Annotated in this window: 24 protein-coding genes and 1 pseudogene; 13 read left to right on the top strand and 12 right to left on the bottom strand. The window is 40.0% G+C overall.

All coding sequences use genetic code 11. The features are described 5' to 3' along the window. Nucleotides 1–114: 114 nt before the first annotated feature. The 5 genes and pseudogenes from QMN06_RS10035 to QMN06_RS10015 all read left to right on the top strand — a co-directional run bounded on the left by QMN06_RS10035 (nt 115) and on the right by QMN06_RS10015 (nt 3,619). A complete protein-coding gene (locus QMN06_RS10035; protein WP_281969985.1) occupies nt 115–1,167 on the top strand; it encodes a transposase in 1,053 nt (350 codons plus the stop codon). A 26-nt stretch (nt 1,168–1,193) separates the two neighbouring features. Beyond that, a pseudogene (locus QMN06_RS10030) lies at nt 1,194–1,466 on the top strand (type II toxin-antitoxin system RelE/ParE family toxin). 190 nt (nt 1,467–1,656) lie between these two features. Then, a complete protein-coding gene (locus tag QMN06_RS10025) occupies nt 1,657–1,926 on the top strand; it encodes a TIGR03643 family protein (RefSeq protein ID WP_281969984.1) in 270 nt (89 codons plus the stop codon). Beyond that, the gene (locus QMN06_RS10020; protein WP_281969983.1) at nt 1,923–3,449 is read left to right on the top strand and encodes a cryptochrome/photolyase family protein; all 1,527 of its coding nucleotides are present in this window, start codon (nt 1,923–1,925) and stop codon (nt 3,447–3,449) included. The genes QMN06_RS10025 and QMN06_RS10020 overlap by 4 nt, the downstream gene beginning before the upstream one ends. 8 nt (nt 3,450–3,457) lie before the next feature. Further along, nucleotides 3,458–3,619 carry a DUF2256 domain-containing protein gene (locus tag QMN06_RS10015; protein ID WP_281969982.1) on the top strand — a complete coding sequence of 54 codons (162 nt, stop codon included), beginning with the start codon at nt 3,458–3,460 and terminating at the stop codon, nt 3,617–3,619. A 16-nt stretch (nt 3,620–3,635) separates the two neighbouring features. Here the strand turns inward: QMN06_RS10015 and QMN06_RS10010 are convergent, their stop codons facing one another. Then, entirely contained in the window at nt 3,636–4,331 is a 696-nt protein-coding gene (locus tag QMN06_RS10010; RefSeq protein WP_281969981.1) for an SDR family NAD(P)-dependent oxidoreductase, read from the bottom strand. Between the two features lie 60 nt (nt 4,332–4,391). On the opposite strand from QMN06_RS10010, the gene QMN06_RS10005 reads away from it, so the two are divergent. Further along, nucleotides 4,392–4,811, top strand: a complete 420-nt coding sequence (locus QMN06_RS10005) for a DUF393 domain-containing protein (RefSeq protein ID WP_281969980.1) — start codon at nt 4,392–4,394, stop codon at nt 4,809–4,811. Nucleotides 4,812–4,872: 61 nt separating this feature from the next. Here the strand turns inward: QMN06_RS10005 and QMN06_RS10000 are convergent, their stop codons facing one another. From QMN06_RS10000 to pufB, 6 genes are all read right to left on the bottom strand, one after another. Further along, nucleotides 4,873–6,645 (bottom strand): ABC transporter transmembrane domain-containing protein, encoded by a 1,773-nt coding sequence (locus tag QMN06_RS10000; protein ID WP_281969979.1) that lies wholly within the window; start codon nt 6,643–6,645, stop codon nt 4,873–4,875. Nucleotides 6,646–6,670: 25 nt separating this feature from the next. After that, nucleotides 6,671–7,258, bottom strand: a complete 588-nt coding sequence (locus QMN06_RS09995) for an NnrU family protein (protein WP_281969978.1) — start codon at nt 7,256–7,258, stop codon at nt 6,671–6,673. A 235-nt stretch (nt 7,259–7,493) separates the two neighbouring features. After that, nucleotides 7,494–7,682, bottom strand: coding sequence for a hypothetical protein (locus QMN06_RS09990; RefSeq protein ID WP_281969977.1), 189 nt, complete (start codon nt 7,680–7,682; stop codon nt 7,494–7,496). A gap of 251 nt (nt 7,683–7,933) precedes the next feature. Continuing rightward, a complete protein-coding gene (locus QMN06_RS09985) occupies nt 7,934–9,322 on the bottom strand; it encodes a PucC family protein (protein WP_281969976.1) in 1,389 nt (462 codons plus the stop codon). 76 nt (nt 9,323–9,398) lie between these two features. Further along, nucleotides 9,399–9,587: a light-harvesting protein gene (locus tag QMN06_RS09980; RefSeq protein WP_281969975.1), complete on the bottom strand. Its 189-nt coding sequence runs from the start codon at nt 9,585–9,587 to the stop codon at nt 9,399–9,401. Nucleotides 9,588–9,602: 15 nt separating this feature from the next. Next, entirely contained in the window at nt 9,603–9,755 is a 153-nt protein-coding gene (gene pufB / locus QMN06_RS09975; RefSeq protein WP_108648778.1) for a light-harvesting antenna LH1, beta subunit, read from the bottom strand. Between the two features lie 366 nt (nt 9,756–10,121). Here pufB and QMN06_RS09970 point away from each other — a divergent pair, with 366 nt between their 5' ends. Next, entirely contained in the window at nt 10,122–10,565 is a 444-nt protein-coding gene (locus tag QMN06_RS09970; protein WP_281969974.1) for a DUF2076 family protein, read from the top strand. A 36-nt stretch (nt 10,566–10,601) separates the two neighbouring features. Here the strand turns inward: QMN06_RS09970 and hemC are convergent, their stop codons facing one another. From hemC to QMN06_RS09955, 3 genes are all read right to left on the bottom strand, one after another. Further along, entirely contained in the window at nt 10,602–11,558 is a 957-nt protein-coding gene (gene hemC / locus QMN06_RS09965; protein WP_281969973.1) for a hydroxymethylbilane synthase, read from the bottom strand. Beyond that, nucleotides 11,555–12,667, bottom strand: a complete 1,113-nt coding sequence (hemE, locus tag QMN06_RS09960; protein ID WP_281971766.1) for a uroporphyrinogen decarboxylase — start codon at nt 12,665–12,667, stop codon at nt 11,555–11,557. The genes hemC and hemE overlap by 4 nt, the downstream gene beginning before the upstream one ends. Before the next feature lie 166 nt (nt 12,668–12,833). Next, entirely contained in the window at nt 12,834–13,820 is a 987-nt protein-coding gene (locus QMN06_RS09955; protein WP_281969972.1) for an NAD(P)-dependent oxidoreductase, read from the bottom strand. A gap of 89 nt (nt 13,821–13,909) precedes the next feature. Between QMN06_RS09955 and QMN06_RS09950 the strand changes: the two genes are divergently transcribed. Next, nucleotides 13,910–14,830, top strand: coding sequence for an alpha/beta hydrolase (locus QMN06_RS09950; RefSeq protein ID WP_281969971.1), 921 nt, complete (start codon nt 13,910–13,912; stop codon nt 14,828–14,830). A gap of 25 nt (nt 14,831–14,855) precedes the next feature. Here the strand turns inward: QMN06_RS09950 and QMN06_RS09945 are convergent, their stop codons facing one another. After that, nucleotides 14,856–16,067, bottom strand: a complete 1,212-nt coding sequence (locus QMN06_RS09945; protein WP_281969970.1) for a BLUF domain-containing protein — start codon at nt 16,065–16,067, stop codon at nt 14,856–14,858. A 310-nt stretch (nt 16,068–16,377) separates the two neighbouring features. On the opposite strand from QMN06_RS09945, the gene bchI reads away from it, so the two are divergent. Both bchI and QMN06_RS09935 read left to right on the top strand, forming a co-directional pair. Beyond that, nucleotides 16,378–17,403: a magnesium chelatase ATPase subunit I gene (bchI, locus tag QMN06_RS09940; RefSeq protein WP_281969969.1), complete on the top strand. Its 1,026-nt coding sequence runs from the start codon at nt 16,378–16,380 to the stop codon at nt 17,401–17,403. Nucleotides 17,404–17,415: 12 nt separating this feature from the next. Then, nucleotides 17,416–19,212 carry a magnesium chelatase subunit D gene (locus tag QMN06_RS09935; RefSeq protein WP_281969968.1) on the top strand — a complete coding sequence of 599 codons (1,797 nt, stop codon included), beginning with the start codon at nt 17,416–17,418 and terminating at the stop codon, nt 19,210–19,212. On the opposite strand, the gene QMN06_RS09930 is transcribed toward QMN06_RS09935, so the two are convergent. After that, nucleotides 19,209–19,340 (bottom strand): hypothetical protein, encoded by a 132-nt coding sequence (locus QMN06_RS09930; protein WP_281969967.1) that lies wholly within the window; start codon nt 19,338–19,340, stop codon nt 19,209–19,211. The genes QMN06_RS09935 and QMN06_RS09930 overlap by 4 nt on opposite strands. Before the next feature lie 189 nt (nt 19,341–19,529). On the opposite strand from QMN06_RS09930, the gene QMN06_RS09925 reads away from it, so the two are divergent. From QMN06_RS09925 to bchC, 3 genes are all read left to right on the top strand, one after another. Beyond that, entirely contained in the window at nt 19,530–20,438 is a 909-nt protein-coding gene (locus QMN06_RS09925) for a polyprenyl synthetase family protein (protein ID WP_281969966.1), read from the top strand. Between the two features lie 4 nt (nt 20,439–20,442). Further along, nucleotides 20,443–21,603, top strand: a complete 1,161-nt coding sequence (locus tag QMN06_RS09920; protein WP_281969965.1) for a methyltransferase — start codon at nt 20,443–20,445, stop codon at nt 21,601–21,603. A gap of 99 nt (nt 21,604–21,702) precedes the next feature. After that, complete coding sequence (bchC, locus tag QMN06_RS09915; protein ID WP_281969964.1) at nt 21,703–22,635, top strand: chlorophyll synthesis pathway protein BchC; 933 nt, start codon at nt 21,703–21,705, stop codon at nt 22,633–22,635.

Here is a 22,635-nt window from a genome sequence, read left to right as displayed (position 1 = left end):
TTATCATAAAAACGCGTCACAAAACCCCTTGCTTTAGCTGGGGGATAAGTGACGTAACATGATGTAAATGTTGATATTTAAGGTTAGTACTGTTAAAATATACAGTATATGGTGATGACAAAAACCCTTTCATTACGCGTTAAGGATAAGCACGCAAAATTCCTACTTTCTCAAAGTAAGGAAGTTAATTTCGTATGGAATTTCGTTAATGACTTGTCCTATACTCATACCAAAAAAACAGGCAAATTCTTTTCAGCTTACGATTTAAATCAATACACTACTGGTTCAACAAAAGAGGGCTTGAGTTTGCATAGCCAATCAGTCCAAGCGGTTAATGAGGAATTTGTAACGCGCCGAATTCAGTTCAGAAAAGTAAAATTGCGATGGAGAAAATCTCATGGTTCTCAACGCTCACTAGGATGGATACCATTCAAGAAGTCTGCTATCAAATATAAGAATGGACAGGTTCACTACCAAGGTAAAGCAATCAGTCTTTGGGACTCCTATGAATTGTTCAATTACGAACTTGGTACCGGATCATTCTGTGAAGATTCTAGAGGTCGTTGGTATTTCAATACAACAGTGAAAGTCAAACTAAAAACCAATGAGGCAACTAAATCAGTAGGAATTGACTTGGGACTCAAAGAGTGTGCTGTTACAAGCGATGGCGCACGCTTAGAGGGTCGTAACTATCGCAAGTTAGAGGGGTCATTAGGCAAAGCTCAACGAGCGAATAAGAAGTTAGAGGTAAAAAACATTCATGCGAAGATTAAAAATCGTCGCAAGGATGAGTTACATAAATTTAGTACCATGCTCACACAAGAATACGGTGCAATATTTGTGGGGAATGTATCAAGCAGTAAATTAATAAAAACAAAGATGGCTAAATCTACGCTAGACGCTGGCTGGTCATCACTCAAAACCATGTTGGAATATAAAAGCCGTCAGGCTGGCGTGATATTTGAGGAAGTGAATGAAGCGTATTCAAGCCAAATCTGTTCGAGTTGCGTGGAAATCTCCGACAATAGTCCGAAAGGTAGAGCTGATTTGAATAAGAGAAGTTGGAAGTGTCATTGTGGATCTGTTCACGACAGGGACATCAATGGAGCTCTCAATATTCTTGCGTTCGGACATGAACGTCTAGCAGTAGGAATCCCCGTCCTTTAGGGCGGGGAGGATGTCAAGATCAAGCTTTGAAAGAATGGAAGAGTCTTGATGAATCTGTTCGGCAGCAATTTAAACACAAACTTGTAGAACGTCTTGAAACACCACATATAGCTTCTGCAAAACTAAGGGATAGCAAAGATCGCTGTAAGATAAAGATTCGTTGAATTGGCTATCGCTTGGTCTATGAAGTTAACGACAAAATAGTTACAGTTGTAGTCGTTGCAGTTGGCAAGCGTGATAGGAGCGAAGTTTATGAGAAGGCTGCTCAACGTTTAATTAAAGATATCGTTAAGAAGTAAATCATCATTAGAGTGTTTTAAAAACATTCATAACATGTAACTCTTACCTCTTGTGAGGGTTCCGATCTCATTATCCTTTGCATTGTTGTTTAAGTCTCTGAAGGAGAGTTTGAATTAAGCACTTGCAATACATTAGATTAGAAAATAATAATCTTATGCGAAATTGTTCAAAAAGTCTTAAACTTGCATTGTGCCAAAATTTCATCCAAAAACACTCTCTGAGTCTGATAAATCTCGCCTGATTGAAATGGCTTGGGAAGATCGCACTCCATTTGATGCGATTGAGCAATCGTTTGGCCTATTAGAGTCGCAAGTGATTCAACTCATGCGTCATGAGCTTAAACGGAGTTCCTTTGAAATGTGGCGCAAGCGCGTCACTGGAAGAGCAACAAAGCATGTCGCACTTCGAAGTAAGTTAGTTGACCGCGCATATTGTCCAACACAATACAAAAATAAATGAAAAAACTCATCCTCATCTTGGGTGACCAGTTAGACATCAAGAGTGCAGCCCTTAGAAATTTTGATTTCAAGACGGATGAAGTAATCATGATTGAGTCAATGCATGAAGCCAAGTATGTTTGGACTCATAAGGCGAAAATAGCCTTGTTTTTATCGGCGATGCGGCACTTTGCTGACAATCTGAAAGAGCAAAATTATCCTCTTACATATGTTCAAAATTCACCTCTTACGATTGTTGCTGCTTTAAAAGAAAAGCTACTCCAGAAAAAGTTTACCCACTTAGTCTGTGTTGAACCTGGTGAATGGCGCTTAAAGCAGCAAATAGAAGAGTTAGCAAAAGATGTATCGATCAGTCTTGAGATGCGTGAAGACGAGCATTTTTATTGCTCCCATCAAGAGTTTATAGAGTGGGTCGGAGATAAAAAAGAGTTAAGACTAGAATACTTCTACCGCCTAATGCGCAAAACCCATCATATTTTGATCGACTCTGAAGGAAATCCTGAGGGAGGCCAGTGGAATTTTGATCAAGATAATCGGAAGCCATATCCAAAAAAAGGCCCTGGAATTATTGAGGATCCTGCTTTATTTGAACCTGATTCAATTTCCAAAGAAGTAATTGACTTTGTCAATACAACATACTCAGATCATCCTGGATCACTAGATCATTTTCGGTGGCCTGTCACTCGTACCCAAGCATTAGAGGCGCTTAATTATTTTGTGGAATACCGTTTAAGAAATTTTGGTGTGTTTCAAGATGCGATGTGGACAGATACCCCCTTTGGTTGGCATTCAATTCTGTCGAGTTCGCTCAATCTGAAGTTACTCAATCCAAGAGAAGTGATTCAGTCGGTCTTACTTGCTTGGAAAAAATATGAACTAGATCTATCAACAGTTGAAGGATTTATTCGGCAAATTGTAGGTTGGCGAGAATTTGTCCGTGGCATGTATTACCTAGATATGCCGCAGATGGCTCAAGACAACTATTATGATCATCAAAGAGCACTACCTAAGTGGTATTGGAATGGTCAAACCAACATGGCCTGTATGAAAGATGCCATAGGTCAGACGCTCAAGTATGGCTATGCACATCATATTCAGCGTTTGATGGTGACTGGCAACTTTGCGCTATTAGCTGAAATCTTGCCATCCGAGGTGTGTGCCTGGTATTTAGCTGTCTATGTAGATGCGATTGAATGGGTAGAATTACCTAATACAGCTGGCATGGCGCTCTTTGCCAATGGCGGAAGATTTACGAGTAAGCCCTATATTGCCAGTGGCGCCTATATCAAACGCATGAGTAATTACTGTAGTTCATGTAAATACAAGCCTGAAGTTCGTTTCGGTGAAACCGCATGTCCAGTGACCACACTCTATTGGAATTTTTTGATCAAGCATCGCACCCAATTTGAATCAAGCCCACGCACCAGGTTGATGACAGCTAACCTCAATAGAATTAGTCTTGAAGATCAGAAGTCGATTCAAGAACATGCGCAGTATGTATTGAACCACTTGAATGAGCTCTAGAGCTTCATATGAGTACTTCATTTAAAGGTAATAAAAGTTTTCTACCAAGTAAAACCTGTGTCGTTTGTAAAAAAGAAATGACGTGGAGAAAGTCTTGGGCGAAAAATTGGGAAGCGATTAAATACTGCTCTGATGCATGTAGGAAAAGTGCGCCCAAGACGCTGACCTAGATTAACCAATCACTTTTTACCAGGGTAATTTTTCACCTGAGTAAGAAACAAAACTTCCCGAATCTTCTTTCGTCAGGTTTTCAATGACAGCAAACATGTCTCTTACAGCATCAAGAGGAGGCCTGCCAATTTGCTCACCTTTAAAAGGTTTTGAGAGTCTTGAGTTCACAGTGCCTGGATGCATGGCGATTAATGCAACATTTGGTTTTGTCCGAGCTAATTCAATAGACGCAGTTTTGATTAACATATTGAGTGCAGCCTTTGATGCACGATAGCTATACCAACCACCAAGTCGATTATCTTCAATACTTCCCACCTTGGCAGAAAGTGTGACCATGATTCCATAGTTACGATCAAGAAGTTTAGAGAAGTGTTGAATGCTGAGAGCTGGACCAATAGCATTTATTTTCAAGAGTTCCATTAATTGCTCAGCATTAAGATCATCTAGTTTCTTTTCCGGCATCCAGTCGCTAGTATGTAATACCCCAATTGTATTAATAATCAGTTGAAATGATCCACCACCAGAAAGTGAGTTAGCACAACTCTCAATCGATGCAGGGTTTTTATAATCCAATGGATATTCTGCATGGCGATGAACACCAACAACTTCTGAGCAGGAAGGATTACTTTGGAGAAGTTCTACAAAAGCAGATCCGATGGTGCCGGAGGAGCCAATAATCAAAGCACGAAAGGGATTTGGAAGTATTTTCAAAAGAATCAAATTAATGAGAGGATTACAGCAAGTTTATTGAATAAGTCATAAACTTGCTTGATGACTAATCATTTACAAAAACTGACTCTATTTTACGATGGTGCTTGCCCCTTATGTCAGGCTGAAATTTTATTCCTTTCTGGCCGGAATCAAGAGGAACTCCTCGACTTCATTGATATCAATTCAGAACGTTATGACCCTATATCAGTTGGTGTGTCATGTGAGCAAGCTTTGGCTTCCATGTATGGTCAATATGCAGATGGTGGGTTAATTCATGGGGCGATTGTATTTCCAGAAGCCTATCGCCGCGCTAATCTGCCATTTTTAGCTTGGCTATTTTCTAGAGAAATCTTGCAACCCATTTTGCAATTCGGGTATCGATTTTTTGCAAAAAATCGACATCAGATCTCCAAACTTTTAGGACCTGGTGCTTTATGGTTAGTAAAAAAACAAAAAAGTCCCATGCATATAAACAAATAGAATTTAAGTGGATACCAATATTCTCAAAGCATTGTGACTCTGGACCGATAAGCTATTTGATTTAAAGTGTAGATTCACTATCAATAAATTGCAATTTAGCCAAGTTGGAATATAAGCCACCTTGCTGGATTAAGCTGGCATGGTTACCTGTTTCGATAATGTGTCCATGATCGAGAACAATGATACGATCTGCCTGTTTGACCGTTGATAGACGATGCGCTATCACCACGGTTGTGCGGTTTCTCATGGCCACGTCGAGAGCTTGTTGAACAAGGTGTTCAGATTCTGCATCGAGGGAACTCGTTGCTTCATCAAGCAATAAAAGAGGAGGATTTTTTAGTAAAGCCCTTGCAATGACGATACGTTGTTTTTGACCACCTGAAAGACGCATGCCCCTGTCACCTAAAAAAGTATCATAGCCCTTTGGTAAGCGTGTAATAAATTCATCCGCAGCGGCCAACTTAGCCGCTTGAAATACTTCTTCGTCACTTGCGTCTTCTTTGCCGTAACGAATATTTTCCATTGCGTTTGTTGAAAAGATGACTAAGTCTTGAGGAACAATACCGATTAATTTTCTTAAATCATGTAGTTGTAAATCTCGAATATCGACACCCTCTAACTTAATTGCTCCTTGTTGAGGCTCATAAAAACGTAAAAGCAATTGAAATAAAGAGGTTTTACCTGCCCCGGATGGTCCTACTATGGCCACTCTTTCTCCGGGCTTGATAATAAGATTCATATCGGATAGGACTTGATGTGAATTAGAAGGATAGTGAAATGAAAGATTTTCAATCTCTAATTGAATACCTTGCGCTGGAACCACTTTTACAGATTTTGGAGAGCTAGGATTTATGATATTCGAGTTGAGTTGAAGAAGCTCTAAAAGCCTCTCACTTGCCCCGATGGCACGTTGTGTATCACCAATGACCTCGGCAACAACGGCAATTGCCCCAGCTACGATCACCGTATACAAAATAAATTGAGTGAGTTCACCACTAGAGAGCTCATTGCGCGTAACCGCGTAGGCACCCAACCAAAGAATCAGAATGATGCTAGAAAATCCAAGTAAAATTGCGATAAATGTCAGATTTGATCGCGCTAGATTTCTGTGTTTCGCTGTTACAAATGAGGTTTCAATCAATTGATTAAAAAATTTCGATTCGTTAGCTTCTTGAGTAAAAGATTGTATGGTTGAAACGGTATTAAGTTTTTCACCAGCAAGTGCGGAGGCATCAGCGATTTTATCTTGAGAGTTTTTTGATAATTTACGAACCCTCCGTCCAAGAAGCACCGTTGGAATGACGGTTAATAACAATAGGGTAAAGATCAAAATCGATAATTTAACACTGGTGATAAACATCATGACAAGGCCACCAAGTAGTAAAAGCGTGTTTCTAATGGCCATAGAAACACTTGTTCCAACCAGTGTTTGAATCAGTGTGGTGTCCGTGTTGAGTCGAGAAAGAATTTCGCCACTTTTTGTTACTTCGAAAAATTCTGGGCTTTGATAAAGAACATGGTCATATACTGCTTTTTTGATATCAGATGTAATTCTTTCCCCAAGCCAAGAGACCATATAAAAACGTAGTGCCGTTGAAAACGCTACTACGGATGCGATCAAAAATAACTGAATAAACGTTGAATTAATCTGTGCACTACTAGAAGAGGTGAAGCCTAAATTTATAATTTCTCGAAAGCTAAACGGTACCGCTAGAGTAGCGCTTGCTGCTAAAACTAAACTAAAAATAGCAATTAGTAATTGCTTTTTATAAGGCTTTACAAACGGTAGTAAAACTTTTAGAGAGCCAATATGAGAAAGCTTATTTTTTGTCATTGGCGAAGTAAACGGGTACTATGCATTAGCGACTGATCATGGCTAAAGGTGATACACCAATAAGCCACTGATGTAACCCGAAGATAAATGCAAGCCAAAAAACCACTCCTAAAAAGATAGCGCTGATCGTTGCTTTTACGCTTACGACTTGAGTATTTTCTGAAAGATTTGGACGATTTCTCGCGGACCGAAAATCAAGTACTGCCCAAATTAAGAATGACCCGAATAAGATCACATCGACAAGGGATCCATTAGCTAGAAGATGCGCTATCGCCCATACTTTTACGCCCAAAATCATAGGGTGTTTTAGTTTTAACCGGATTGCATTGTTATTACGCGCACTACTAGCCAAGAGGATAAAAGTAAATAGATTGAGTAACACAGCTAGATGTGTCAAAAAAACTGGCGGTTGCCATATCATGATGGTGTTTTGTCTAGCTTGACCATAGCCAATGATGAGCACAATAAATCCAAATAACGAGATAAGGGTATAAAGCCCCTTCCATTTTTTTTCGCCTAATCGCTCAATCATGCTTGTGCGCCAAGGATCAGCAAAGATGCGAACGGAGTGGCTACCTAAAAATAAAATGACTCCAATGATAAAAATGGCCATGTTGTAATCCTTTAGTTATCGTTTGATTGTATAGACCTATGGATTTATACGCCATGAAAATGATCAGTAATGGATTTTTTGAATATGGCAGATATGAGGGCACCATTTTCTAATTTAAATCAGAAAAGGCCATTACAGAGGATATAATAGCCTTTACTTTTAAAGTGGCCCGACAGCGAAAATATTTCTTTTAGCCCTTATGCAAACATGCTTAGCAAGGATGGAATAATAAGCCTTATTTTTTATTAAGAGATTTCTGGGTCAACATGCCAGCAATAATGACGCCAAAAATAATAGCGGCAACCCACACACCAAAAGATCCTAGCGAACCAGCTGGCATTAATAAACGAAATATAACAATAGAAATAATACCGATAATGGCTAAGCCAATATATTGTGTAATTTTTGAGCGTTCAAATTGCATTTGTATCCCCTAAATGAATTCCAAGAAATGATATTAATCTTATTAATTAATACCTCTTTCGGGTGCTAATTTTTACTTCTTCGGTGTTTTATCTTTATTAAAATAATTAGCGAGCATAAAAAAGACGATAAGAAACCAAAACATAAGAAATAGTTGGTAAGTTTTCAATTCTGTTCTCCTCAGTGAGTAAATGTAATTAAATCATACGATAAAACTGATGCTGATTCTTAAATCTTCTAACTATTGTAAAACTAAACCTTTACGACTTGATTCGTATTGCGAGCTTTTATTAGAGGCAACATTGCAATTATTGTCATGGCTAATAAACAAATCTCAATGGCATAAACAGTTGTATATCCAATGAGTGAGGAGTTGGTTTGATGGGCAACCACATCTCTGATGATTCCTCCAAAGGTAATTGCTAAACCTGCTGCGGAGGCTTGAACTGCACCCCATGCTCCAAGTGCTAAGCCGCTTTGACCATTTGGCGTTAGATTCATCGTGGCGGTTAATGTGCCGTGACCAAAAAGTCCCGCACCAAAACCAATGAACATGGTCCCGAGGGCAAATAAAATAGGCTCACTGATTTGTCCTGACAGAATCACTGCCATGAAAGCCGGGATGCCAATCACAGCTCCAAGGCTTGCCATTTTAAAAGGATCGGCGCCTTTACTAAGAATATGAGAAGCCCAAGCAAAGCCAAGAAGCCCACCACCTGCTAGAGCTGCAGTTAGACTTGTTGTTTGTGAAACCGTTAGTTTCAGAATATCACCACCATAGGGTTCGAGTAAAATATCTTCCATCGAGAAGGCCATTGTGCCTAGGCCAATAGCAATCAAACGACGTTTCGCATCATTTCCTTCTAGGAAAGCATCCCAAGATTCCTTAAATGTTTTGGCTTTGGGCGGGGCGGGGTAGAGATGTGCTGGTCTTCTAGCTTCTTGTTTCCAAAGGGCAATGACATTTAGAACAAGCGTCATTACGGCAGCACCTTGAATCACTTGAATCAATCTACCAGGACTAAAGTCACTTAACAAAGTACCAAAAATAAAAGCACTAACAATCATACCGATTAACAGCATGACATACATCAGTCCAACTACTTTAGGTTGGGATTCTGGAGGGACTAAATCATTGGCGAGTGCTAAGCCAACGGTTTGGGTAGTGTGGAGTCCAGCGCCAACAAACAGGAAGGCAATACCTGCTCCGAGTTGACCAATCCATTGAGGAGCATTACTAGCTTGCCCGGCACCAGATAAAACGAGAAGACCAAAAGGCATCATGGCAAAACCACCAAACTGAACTAAGGTTCCCATCCAAATATAGGGAACTCTTTTCCAACCTAGGGCAGATCGATGATTATCGGATCTAAAACCAATCACCGCTCTAAATGGAGCAAAAACAAGGGGAATTGCAATCATGATGGAAACTAGTGATGCAGGTACCTTTAGTTCCACAATCAAAACTCTGTTTAAGGTGCCAATCAGCATGACTAAGGCCATGCCGACTGACACCTGAAAAAGCGACAATCGAAGTAAGCGCGTTAGAGGAACATCAGGAGTAGCGGCATCTGCAAAAGGCAAAAATCGCGTACCAAGCCTAGACCAATTGCTAATTAATTTTTGGCTAATCGACGTCATCTTTATTTAATTATTGTAGTAAAGAGTTTAGGAGAAAATCAGGATGAAATTCATCCTGATTTACTCTTTTTACCATCTACTGCGTCTTCGGCGCTTCTTTTGCAACTGCAGCAACAGGAGCATTTCCATTTAAAAAAGCTTTAACCCATGAGGTATTGTTTACTAATTGCAAGTGAACATTGAATGAAGCAAATGCCACGGCAGCAATAATAATTGGAATACCAACAGAAGGCTTAACTACACACCACAATTTTCCGTAAATCATTTTGTGTTCCTTCCGTTATTTGAGCCAAGGTGAATAAATGTAAGCCAGCAAGTGAGCTAACGCAGCAATTAAACCAAAGAACTGAGTTCCTTGAATTAAGTGTCTGTGGATCTCTTCTGACTCTGCCTCAGTTAGACCTGTCGGCCAAACTTTATTTGGATCTGACATTGTGATATCTCCTTTTGAAAGATCTTTTCGTGCAAAGCCCGCACGTGGGCTATTCGTGACCAAAAATATCTAAAGATAATTTTTAACCACTCCTAGTAGTAATTTAAATTAGACACTACAATATGTCAAATAATAGTTACACTTTAGATATATGCTGTTGTAATTATTTAAGCAATTGATTTATATGTATTTAATACTTTTTTTGGCCTATAAAGCCGATTTTTTGTAAAAAAATTTGTATTTTTAAATGTTTTACACAAGTTTTTTCTTCATTTTGGCGTGACGAATGAAAAAAATTGAAGGTGTAAGAGTAAAAAATTATTCATGAAGCGATTTTGAGAGTTTATTTTCTTTAAAAGGACAGATATGACAGACAATGAATCTAGAGTTCTAATGGGGTTTTTAAGACAACTCATTCAAACACGAGTTAGTTTTACAGACACATTGGCGCAGAACAAAATTAATGAGGCACTTTCAGTACAGCCCAATGCGAGTTATCTATTAGTACAACGCGCGATATTTTTAGAAAATGAGTTAGAAAAAACAAAAAACTCATTAGCCTCATTACAAGGACAAGCCCAAGTTGCGACTAATCAAAGCGCAGAGCAAGTATTTTTAAATGTATCTATAGACAGTTGGGGTAAGAATCAAGAAGTTCGTAGCAGTCAAGAAGGTACTCCTAAAAAGAAAAAGTATTTATCTTTAGAAGATCGTGGACTTATTTTTCTGATGAAAAATACCAATAAGCTTTTAGCATTAATTATTGTGTGTTGGGCTATTGCGTACTTTATGAAAAAGAATGCTTTATGAAAAAGAACGTATAGCCAAAAAAGTTATCAAGCTAATTTATTTTAGTTTGGGAAGATTTTGTATGATCGTGGCAGCGCCTTGGTTGAGAAGGTCCTTTGCAAGAAGGAGTCCTAAGGCCTCTGCTTCATGCACGTTCTTCACCGGTGCGTTACCATGCGCACGACAAATGGTTTGACCATCTAAGCTTGCAACAAACGAGTTTAAGTCGATATGGTCATTTGCCCATACAGCATGGGCTGCAAGAGGAACTTCACACGAGCCACCTAATTGACGGGAGATCATGCGTTCTGCAGACACAGCTAATAATGTGGGTAGATCGTTGAGTGGTTCAAGCCACTTTTTTATATGAGGATTATTCGTTAGGGTTTCAATACCAAGCGCCCCTTGACCAGCCGCAGGAGTATAAGTATCTAAGGCCAAACAGGATCGAATCCGATGTTCCAGTCCTAAACGTTTTAAACCTGCTGCTGCGAGAATAATTGCTTGGTATTGACCTTTATCAAGTTTGCTAAGGCGAGTATCTAAGTTGCCGCGAAGTGGTTCAATTACCAGATGCGGAAAGTGGGCTTTTAAAATTGATTCGCGCCGAAGGCTAGATGTACCAACAACAGCACCCGCAGGCAACTCCTCTAGACCAACAAAGTCATTCGAAACAAAAGCATCTCTAGCATCTTCTCTCGACATAACACAAGCTAGTTCAAAGCCCTCTGGCATTACCATGGGTACATCTTTCAGAGAGTGGACTGCCAAATCGGCGCGGCCTTCCAGCATGGCGGTTTCTAGTTCCTTAACAAAGAGTCCTTTACCACCAATCTTCGAAAGAGCTTTATCTAAAATTTGATCCCCGATAGTTGTCATTCCTAAAATCTGCACATCACACTGAGGATAAAGTTTTTTTAAGCAATCTCGGACATGCTCAGCTTGCCACATCGCTAAACGGCTTTCACGAGACGCAATGATTAGGCGGGTCGGTGAAGGGGTAGAAGTCATCATTGATTTAATCTTACTTGAGTGGAAGATTTTCTGACAGCCTCGATTAAGGTTTGTACATTTTCTGGAGGAGTAGCAAGATTGATGCCGTGCCCTAAATTAAATATATGGCCATGCAAAGGATTGGCGTTACCGATATTAGCCTGCGCAAGATTCGTCATACTTTCATGAACTCTTTTTTCTATTTCTTGAGGGTTGGATAATAGGATCAGCGGATCTAGATTTCCTTGAATCGCTATCTTTTTCCCACTGGCACTTAAAGTTTCTCTAGCAACCTTGAGATCAATCGTCCAGTCAAGACCCAAGACATCTGCATTGGATGAGGACATCGCATTCAGCCAGCCGCCCCCACCTTTAGTAAACAGAATAGTGGGTATTGACTCATATTTTTTGTTGGATTTAATGTTTTGTATGATTCGAGACATTGGATCTAAAGAATATTTTAAATAATCTGGGGTACTTAACATACCACCCCAGGTATCAAATATCATCACAGCTTCTACACCAGCATCAATTTGTAGTTGGAGGTATTTGGTGACTGACTGAACATTAATATCTAAAATTCTTTGCAATAAGTCAGGACGGTTATAAAGCATTTTTTTGGTATTAACAAAATCCTTTGAGCCACTGCCCTCAATCATGTAACAGGCTAGTGTCCATGGACTTCCAGAGAACCCAATGAGAGGAACGCGTTGTTTGCCATTTCGTTGCAATGATTTTTTAATTGTTTTGACTGCATTGAAAACATAGTCTAGTTGACCCATATCGGCTTCAGCAAGATTATTGACAGCACTTTCGGATTGCAAAGGATGAGCAAATTGTGGGCCTTCACCATTTACAAAAGTCAGTCCTAAGCCCATGGCGTCAGGTATGGTTAAGATGTCAGAAAATAAAATAGCAGCATCTAAGTCATAGCGATCTAGCGGTTGAAGAGTTACTTCAGCAGCATAATCAGGATTTGTGGCTAAACCCATAAAGCTTCCAGCTTTCGCTCGGGTTTTTTGATATTCAGGTAAATATCTACCAGCTTGCCTCATTAGCCAGACAGGGCTTCTGTCGGTTTCTTCGTATTTACAGGCTCGTAAAAAAAGATCGTTTTCTAAATTCATGATGTCTACACTATGCATTGTTATTTTTAAAATTATTTCATACTTTGAAAATGAAATAAAAACTGATAAGAAATATGGTTAGTCAAACAATTGTAGAGATATATTGTTGTATAGGTAAAAACCTTAATAAGATCAACCATCTTAAGGTCTCGGGACAAGAATGAAGAACCTAGATCACTACTTGAGAGCTCTCTATCTGTCTTGCTAAATGTTCTAATCCTTGATGAACAGAATATGCCGGCTGATAATCTAATTGTTGGATTGCTTTTTCGATAGATACAGTAAATGGCAGGCCAGTTAGCCTGACAATTTCTCTAGTAATCGGTGGGATACCTTTTAAGGGCAAATACTTCCAACCGTTTTCTGTAAATCTAGCTAAGGGCCAGGCAAGCTTGATAGGAATCGATAAGCTAGGTATTGGGAAGCAGCTGATACGTAGCCTTTCGCTCATAAATATCCTAAAACTGACAGCTTCACCATCAGAAACAAAATAAGCTTCACCAAATCGATTGGACGTGATTGCTTTTGAGACCGCTTCATAAAGATTCTCGATGTAGCAGGTTGAGTATAAATAGTTGCCTTGATTAAACCAGCCAAACTTGCCATCTTTTGCAGATTGGCCAATTTGACGATCGATAATATCTCCTTTACCCCAAATAAAAGCAGGACGAAGGGCAATAGTCTTAAAGTTTTCAGTAGCCGCTTTTAAAACTTCAGCTTCAGCTAGGGCCTTGGATGTTACATAGGGAAGTTCATCCCGATTCGTTAAGAGGAGAGATTCGGAAATACTTAAAAGAGCTTGTCGTTGCTGCATCACGACAGATGCACAACTTAAGAAAATAAATCGTTGCACGCCAGCTTGTTTGGCTGATTCTAATAATGATTTTGTTACTAATACATTATTTTCATAAAGGGTTTCTGGGGAACTCCAGGTACTCACAAGAGCAGCGCAGTGAATTACCGTATCGACATCACTAAGGACATCTAGTATTTCATGGTGATTGAGAAGATTCATGTGACAAAATTTTCGACCGAGAGGATCAATAGAGTCTTTAGGCGTATGCAAATGTCCGATCACGTCATGACCTTGATTCATAAGAAAAGCCATCAAGTTTTTGCCAACGAATCCCGATGCCCCAGTAAGAAATATTTTCATTTTGCAGTAAGCTAGTAATTAGATGAATATAAGCGAAAACTAAACACACAGCCTTTTACCAGATGAAAAAAATCCTACGAAATCTTTTATTGCTCATAAGCATAATTGCATGCTTAGCAATCATTATTATTTGGAGATCAGATCTTTCAGAGGATTATTTAGTAAAAAAATATAGTAACGCATCTTCACAGTTGATTGAAGTTAAAGGTAGTCGAATACATATTAGAGATACTGGCAACCCAAAGGGACCAGTCATTGTTTTTGTGCATGGTTTTGGTGCTAGCTTACATACTTGGGAAGATTGGTCAAAAGAATTAGAGAAAGATTTTCGTGTGATTCGTTTCGATTTACCAGGATCTGGTTTAAGTGGACCTGACCAACAACTGAATTATTCAGATGAAAGAAGTGTTCAAATCATTCTAGGTCTTTTGGAGGCCTTAAAGGTTCAGAAAATAAATGTGGTGGGAAATTCGATTGGTGGAAGGATTGCTTGGTATTTCACAGCCATGCATCCAGAGCGAGTTGACAAGCTGGTTCTGATATCTCCAGATGGGTTTAAAAGTCCTGGGATGAACTATAACAAGGCTCCAGAGATTCCTAGCTATTTAAGTATGATCAACTATATTTTCCCGAAATTCATCTTTAGAGAAAATTTAGAGTTCGCCTATTTCAATAAATCTGTTTTAACTGATCAATTATTTGATCGATATTATGAATTAGCCCTCTATCCAGGTAATCGACAAGCGATGATTGATCGAATGCGTCAGACAGTGTTAAAAGATCCAGCCCCATTCTTAAAAAAAATTCACTGCCCAGTTTTACTTTTATGGGGTGAGCGTGACGGGATGATCCCTGTGCAGAATGCTCAGGACTATTTAGCTTTAATATCACAAGCTGAATTACACGTTTTACCCAATATAGGGCATTTACCTCAAGAAGAAGACCCTCAAAAAAGTCTTCCGTATCTGCTTCAATTTTTGCAGACTACGCAGAATATGAAACTTGAATAGAGTTGCGGATAAAAAGATCTATCCACTAATGCCAAATAGTTTTCTTTAAAGATTCGTATATTTGTATAGGTTTGAGGATTTTAGGAGCAGGTGCAAAAGTCATATCTAGAATATCTTGCTTTAATTCACTAGAGATATTGCAAATTAAGTCAGCACCTACATGTTCGAAGTTTTTCGATAGCTTTGAAAAGCCACGACCTTTAATGATGACTTTTATCTTCGAGTTGAGAGAGTTCGTATGAATATTCTCAATGAGTATTTTTAATCGAGGTAATTGATCGTTCTTAAACTGTGTCGGACTTTGGGATAAATCTAAAATATCAATGTTGTTATTACGGATTAAATGAATGAGTTCCTCATCTGTTCTTGGGAAATGAAGAGATACATTCATACCCGCTTGCCACAAAATTTCATAGTCGATAACGCTTGAAATAATCTGGTTTTCCCCTGGCATATTGATGATGTTCACTATCGGGGAGATACCATCAAAAGTTTGTGAGTTGCGGTTCCGCAATTTTCGAAAAAAACACAGTACGCGATGAAGGGCAATAGTTACTTCAAATTCATTAAATACATCTTCAGCACTTAAATCACCTAAATGACTTGCTAAGGGACCAATGACAAAAGAATAGTATTTATCTAACGCATAGTGACAGTTTTTATAATACGAGTTTAAAAGTTGCTCTGGAAGATCAGATGGATCTTTCACTAAAAGGTGAGCTAATTTATCTATTTCATAAGCATCACTGTTGGTGCTGGAGAGATGAAATTCAAACTTTTTTGATATCTCAGGCCAGATGTCATTGTTGACGATATTCAATAACACATCAGAAATTTGATTGTTATTGGTGACAATTTTTTTGCCTTTAGATGGACCGTATTTATCCTTAAAAAGCCTCATATTCCAACCAGAGTACATTCTGATTGATGAAAAACTGAGAGGTTGAACCTCGGTAATGGAGTGCCTGTTATCCGCTAGAATTTTCGACCAAACTTTTTCTAGTGAGTCTGGAGGACCTTCTATTGATTGGAAAAAATCACCATTACTGTATATAAAAACCCCAGTAATACCAAGTTTCTTATTTGTGCTGGCGGCGGCGATTTCGAGTTCATGCAAGTCATGGTCATTAAACTCTTGCAGTGCGGCACTGCGATAGGAGAGATGAGCAAACCTTGCATGGTCTTGCGGATCTTTTACACCAATAAGAGATTTGGCTTTAGACAGAACTTGAATCACAGCATCTCCGAATGATTTAATCTTTTATATCACCCAAGATGATATTTTCACACCCTTATTTGGGCTAGCTTTCCTAGCAATTTATTAAAAACGAAATAAAATGTCAATAAAAATTTACGCTTAAAGTGTAAAACTAGGGAAATTACTGACATTTAAATTTTACAGTTTGTAATCTAATATCTCATGCTATCCCATGTTAATCATCATCTAAATCATTGGTTAGTATTGGTTAAATGAGATTTAACTTCAACAAGTCTATTTATTAATGTTTAATATAACAATGTTTACATCACAATAAAGAAAAGAAAAAATGGCTTTTAATTTCCCTTTTACAGCAATTGTTGGTCAGGAAGAGATGAAATTAGCAATGATTTTATCCACCATTGATCCCAGTATTGGAGGCGTCCTCGTTTTTGGTGATCGTGGTACAGGAAAGTCGACCATGGTGAGGGCCTTAGCGGCCCTGTTGCCACCGATGAAGGCCGTAGAAGCATGCCTGTATCACTGCGATCCCTCGAGTAGTAATCTCTGCAGTAATTGTCTCGCTTTAACCCAAGGTGGAAAAAAGCTAAAAGCACAAACGATGAGTGCGCCTGTAGTCGATTTGCCATTAGGGGCTACAGAGGATCGCATTGTTGGCTCACTAGATATTGAAAAAGCCTTATCTCAAGGTGTGAAGTCATTTGAACCTGGTCTTTTAGCAAAGGCTAATCGTGGTTACTTATATATTGATGAGGTCAATTTACTGGAAGACCATCTGGTCGATCTATTGATCGACGTTGCGGCTTCTGGTGAGAACGTTGTAGAGCGTGATGGCTTAAGTATTAGGCATCCTGCAAAATTTGTTTTGATTGGCAGTGGCAATCCAGAGGAAGGTGAATTACGTCCACAGTTATTAGACCGATTTGGTCTGTCGGTAGAGGTTAAAACGCCCAGAGAAGTCATGACTCGGATTGAAATTATTAAACGTCGTGAAATGTTTGAGCGTCAACCAGAAGCATTTATTGAGCAGTGGTCGGTAGCCCAAAAAGAATTACAAAATCAAATTATTTCTTCCCGAACACGTTTGTTAAAAGTCTCGGTTAGTGATGAATTATTGATTCAAATATCGGAATTATGTGCTCATCTTGGGGCGGATGGATTACGCGGTGAGTTGACGATGATGCGAGCGATTCGAGCGTTGTGTGCATTTGAAAATAAGAAAGTAGCGACGCTGGATCATCTGAAAAGAATTTCTCCCTATGCATTAAGACATCGCTTGCGAAGAGATCCTCTGGACGATACGGGATCCACGGTTCGCATTGAACGAGCTTTAGAAGAGATATTCGTAAAATAAATGGATTTAATCATGGAGCAATCGCAACTAGACCAAACACGTTGGTTAGATGCGTGTTTGATTGCTAGGATGATTGCTGTTGATCCCTCCGGGTTGGGAGGTGTTTGGGTTAAATCCCAAGCCGGCCCGGTTAGAGATATTTGGCTAAAAGGCTTGCAACAACTGATTCAAGGCCAAGTAGCTTTAATCAAAGTTCCAAGTAACGCAGATGAAGGGGCTTTGATTGGCGAGCTAGATTTATTAAAAACCTTGGCACTACAAAAAAAAGTGTATTCCCTGGGAATATTAGATCAGGTACAAACGGGGCTACTTTTACTCCCAATGGCTGAACGTATGCAATCCCACGCAGCGGCTTTATTAACCCAAGCATATGATTTGAAATCTCAATTTGGCATGGTTGCTTTTGATGAAAGTCTTGCTGATGAAGATCAGCATTTATTACCGCGTTTTGTTGAGCGCTTGGCTTTTCAGATCAATTTAGAATCACTATCTTATCGGGACTGTCACTTTGCCTGTGAGCAACTTGATTTTCTAGAAATTCGAAAACAACTACATCATATTGAGTTTCCGATGGAAGCCCTAGAGGCTGTCATGACTGCGGCGCAATCTTTGGGCGTCGACTCCTTAAGAGTTGGCTTATTTGTTGCTCGCGCATCACGAGTTTTGGCCGCATTACGAGGTAGTGACCAGCTTGAGCAAAGGGATATTCAGACGGCAACACGTTTAATTTTTGCTCACCGCATTACCAGACTGCCGCAATCTAAAGATTCTAGTCTAGAGGAAGATTCTTCTGAGGAAAATCAGATGCCGCCCCAGAATGAGAATCAACCACCACCTCCTTCAGAGGATACTTCATCGAACTCAGATGAAATGCAAACTCAGGATGCTCCACAGAATGCGCCAGCCCCTCTGCGTCAAGAAGATTTAGAAGAGATGATTATCGAAGCTAGCAAAGCAAATTTATCTCAAAACCTTTTAGATTCTTTCGATCAACACAAAAAAATCATCAAAACTAATAACAATTCACAAGGTAAGGTAGGACAGCTTCAAAAAGGATTGTTAAGTGGTCAAGCCCTTCCATCTCGAAAAGGCAGGCCTAGTTATAAGCACAAAATTGATATTTTAAAAACAATACAAGCGGCTAGTCCTTGGCAGAAAATTCGCCGACTTGAATCCCCAAACGAATTTACTTCTTCACAAAGAATTATTGTGAAGGCCGATGATATTCATTTAAAACAATTTGTGCAACGAACGACTACGATTACGGTATTTGTTGTGGATGCATCAGGCTCATCAGCGATGGAGCGCTTATCAGAGGCCAAAGGTGCCGTTGAACTATTGTTGGCGCAATGTTACATCCGGCGCGATCAAGTTGCCCTGATGACGTTTCGCGGGAAGCGAGTTGAATTGATATTACCTCCTACACGATCACTCGTGCGAGCAAAGCGCTTATTAGCGGGAATGCCAGGTGGCGGCGGAACGCCGCTAGCTAGCGCGATTCGAGATTCAGCACAGTTTGGTAAAAAACTAAAGTCCAAGGGTCAAACTCCGTTGATTATTTTATTAACGGATGGCAGAGCGAACGTAAGTATTGACGGCATCGGTGGACGAGAAGACGCCTTTAAGGATGCCTTATCTTGCGCGAATCAGGCGCGCTTAGAGCAATTACAAATACTGTTTATAGACACCTCACTGAAGCCTCAAGAAACCAATCAACAAATTGCTCATCATTTAGGAGCGCATTATTTGCCACTGCCCCAAGGTAAATCTGCTTCCGTGGTTCAGGCAGCCAAGATGTTAATGGATTAGTTGTTATCTGACTGATCTGTTTTGTGGATTTTATTGAGCGTTTCATTGCCAAGATGATAGGCTCTCATAAAGAGTCCCACGCCAAAAATACCAAGAACTACACAAATAATTGTTAGCGTCGTGTTCATTTCATTGACCTCCTATTTTGTATTTATATTTTCGAGTACAGATTGAATAAATTCGATCTCACTTTAAGTGTTTACCCTAATTAAACCCCATTATATTGACATTAATACCCCAAGTGTCTATATTTGTTTACATATTAAGTGAATAAATTATTTTACACAATTCGTCATTTCCTAGATGAAGGAGCCAATATGTCACCTAAGTTGCTGATTGAGAAAGCTTTAGAAAGTACCTTGAGTTCCTATGAAAATCAGGGGGGGCCTAGCTTATTAAACCAAGCGATTCGCCATGCGGTGATTCCTGGTGGAGCAAGAATTCGACCACAGTTATGCCTAGCTGTGGCTGCTGCATGTGGCAATGATGATCCTAGCTTAGCAATGGGCGCTGGAGTTGCTTTAGAGCTGTTGCACTGCGGCTCTTTGGTGCATGATGATTTACCGTGTTTTGATAATGCAGACTTACGTCGTGGCATACCTTCCGTGCATAAAGCCTATGGCGAACGCTTAGCTGTTCTGGCTGGAGATGCGTTAATTGTGATGGCCTTTGAAGCGCTCTTACATTCCGCCGAACAGTCCTTAAATCGTTTAGCGCCGGTCATGAAAATAGTGATGCAAGGTGTGGGTGTTCCTCACGGCATTATTGCTGGTCAGGCTTGGGAATGTGAGCCAAAGGTATCACTTCATACATATCAAAAGGCCAAAACGGGCGCCTTATTTTCTGCGGCTACAGCTGCCGGAGCTGCTGCTGCTGGAGGCAATCCTAAGGTATGGCTGACGTTGGGCGATAGTTTGGGTGAGGCTTATCAAGTTGCCGATGATATTCGGGATGTGCTTGGGGATATGCAGAGTTTAGGTAAGCCAGTGGGTAAGGATGAGGAGTTAGATCGTCCAAGTGCTACAAGGCAATTTGGTTTAGATGGCGCGGTGGAATATTTCGATGAGTTGGTTGCACGTGCAATCAGATCCATACCCGATTGCCCTGGGCAAGACATGCTCAAGAAATTAGTTTTATCTGAATCAGAGCGCTTAGTGCCAAATGCTCTTTATGACAGAGTTTTAAGAGAGCAACGTACTCAATCAGTCAAGCAACTGATTGCTTAGTTTTATGGCAAATTCTTTATCTGATATGTTGTCATCCCAAAAGGAAAAGTATTCCCTTTGGGATAAGTTCTTCATCTGGAAAGATCGCTTAATTTCGAGTCGTCAGTTCCAACGAGATGTGAGCCGGATTCCGCTTCTTAGTTCTATTTCTCAACATCGGGCTAAAGGCGTTTTTGACTTAATGGCAGGGTTTGTATATTCCCAAATTTTGTTGGGATGTGTGCGTATTAATTTGTTTGAGCATTTAGCAAATGGACCTTTGACCATAGATGAATTGGCCACAAAAGTCGACTTGCCATTTAAAGGGTTAGAGCGCTTATTGCTTGGTGCACAGGCTATCAACCTCATCGAGACACGCCAGGGACGATTTGCCTTAGGAACGCTGGGAGCGCCCCTGGTTGGTAATCAAGCTTTGCTGTCCATGATCGAGCATCATAGTGCTTTATATCAAGATTTGCGTGACCCAATTACCTTATTGCGAGGTGATTTAAAAGAAAAAGCCCTCGAAAGCTATTGGCCGTATATCACTGATCACAGCGAGGAATTAAAGAGTCTTTCTGATGTGGAAAAGGTGGCGCAATATTCTGAGTTGATGTCAGCCTCACTACCCTTAGTTGCTGATGAAATCATTGATGCATATAACTTCAATCAACATCAATGTTTGTTGGATATTGGCGGTGGTCAAGGGACCTTTATTAGTCTACTCAGTCCGCATGCTAAAAATCTACAATTTAAATTATTTGACTTGCCGGGTGTGGCCACTTTAGCTCAAGAAAAGCTGAATACTCGGTTAGGTCAAGGACGTGTCCAATGTATTGGAGGGGATTTTTTTAATGATCCAATCCCAACTGGAGCCGACATTGTGACTTTAATTCGAGTGATCTTTGATCACGACGACAGTCGCGTCAAGCAACTCTTGAAGTCCATTTATCAGTCTTTGCCCGTTGGCGGCAAGCTTTTAATTGCAGAGCCGATGGCAGATACCCCCGAATTACCAGCTATGGGTCAGGCTTATTTTGGATTTTATTTATTGGCAATGGGGCGTGGCAGGCCAAGAAGTATTCAGGAAATTACAAATTTTTTATCAGAGGCGGGTTTTAAAAAAACCAAACCGATAAAAAATATGATGAAAATCAATGCTCAAATTGTTATAGCGGAAAAGTAAGTAAAAATCCTTAAGGGTTTTTACTGATGCAGTGATAGATAAAAGTGTATAAATTAGTTTACAGTTATGGTGTAACTTTAATAAAACAGGGTGAAAATAGTGGAAGCGCATGCAGTAGTAATTAATCAACCCAAACACGTTGCTTTGACTAAGCTTCGCATTGACGAACTTGGCCCCGAAGATGTCGCTGTTGAAATGGAATACAGTGGTATTAGCACAGGTACGGAAAAATTAATTTGGAGTGGCGCCATGCCACATTTTCCAGGCATGGGTTACCCATTAGTTCCCGGTTATGAATCTGTCGGTCGTATTACTCACACTTCTGAAAAAGCTGGCCTACAAGTTGGCCAACGTGTGTTTGTTCCTGGCGCTAAATGTTACGGTGAAGTAAAAGGATTATTTGGTGGAGCTGCATCACATGTTGTGATTGCGCATCAACGTCTCACTGTTCTTGATGAGGATTTTGGTAAAGAAGCCATTCTCCTAGCCTTAGCAGCCACAGCCTATCATGTCACCGAAGGCAAGACTGAGGCACAACCTGATTTGATCATTGGTCATGGCGTCGTGGGGCGTTTGTTAGCGCGTATTGCTATGTCTAAAGGAAAAACTCCAACCGTTTGGGAAACAAATCCGATCAGAATGTCGGGTGCAACAGGTTATCAAGTGGTCAACCCAAAAGATGATGACTATCACCAATATGGCGTCATTTGCGATGCCAGTGGTGACGCCAGTTTAATCAATACATTAATTACTCGTTTACGTCCGCAAGGAGAAATTGTTCTTGCTGGCTTTTACGACCAAGCTATTTCCTATATGTTTGCCCCAGCCTTTATGCGCGAAATGAAAATGCGTATTGCGGCCCAGTGGCAACCTCAGGATATCCAAAATGTATATCAACTCATTCGGTCTAAGCAATTAGCGTTGGATGGATTGATTACACACAACAGCAATCCTCAGGATGCTGATTCAGCCTATCAAACAGCTTTTAATGATATGCAATGCCTAAAAATGACTCTAGATTGGAGACAGTGA

The organism is Polynucleobacter sp. SHI8, from assembly GCF_027944005.1.
In the GTDB taxonomy this organism is placed as follows: Bacteria; Pseudomonadota; Gammaproteobacteria; order Burkholderiales; family Burkholderiaceae; genus Polynucleobacter.
This window is presented reverse-complemented; position numbering and strand designations above follow the sequence as displayed.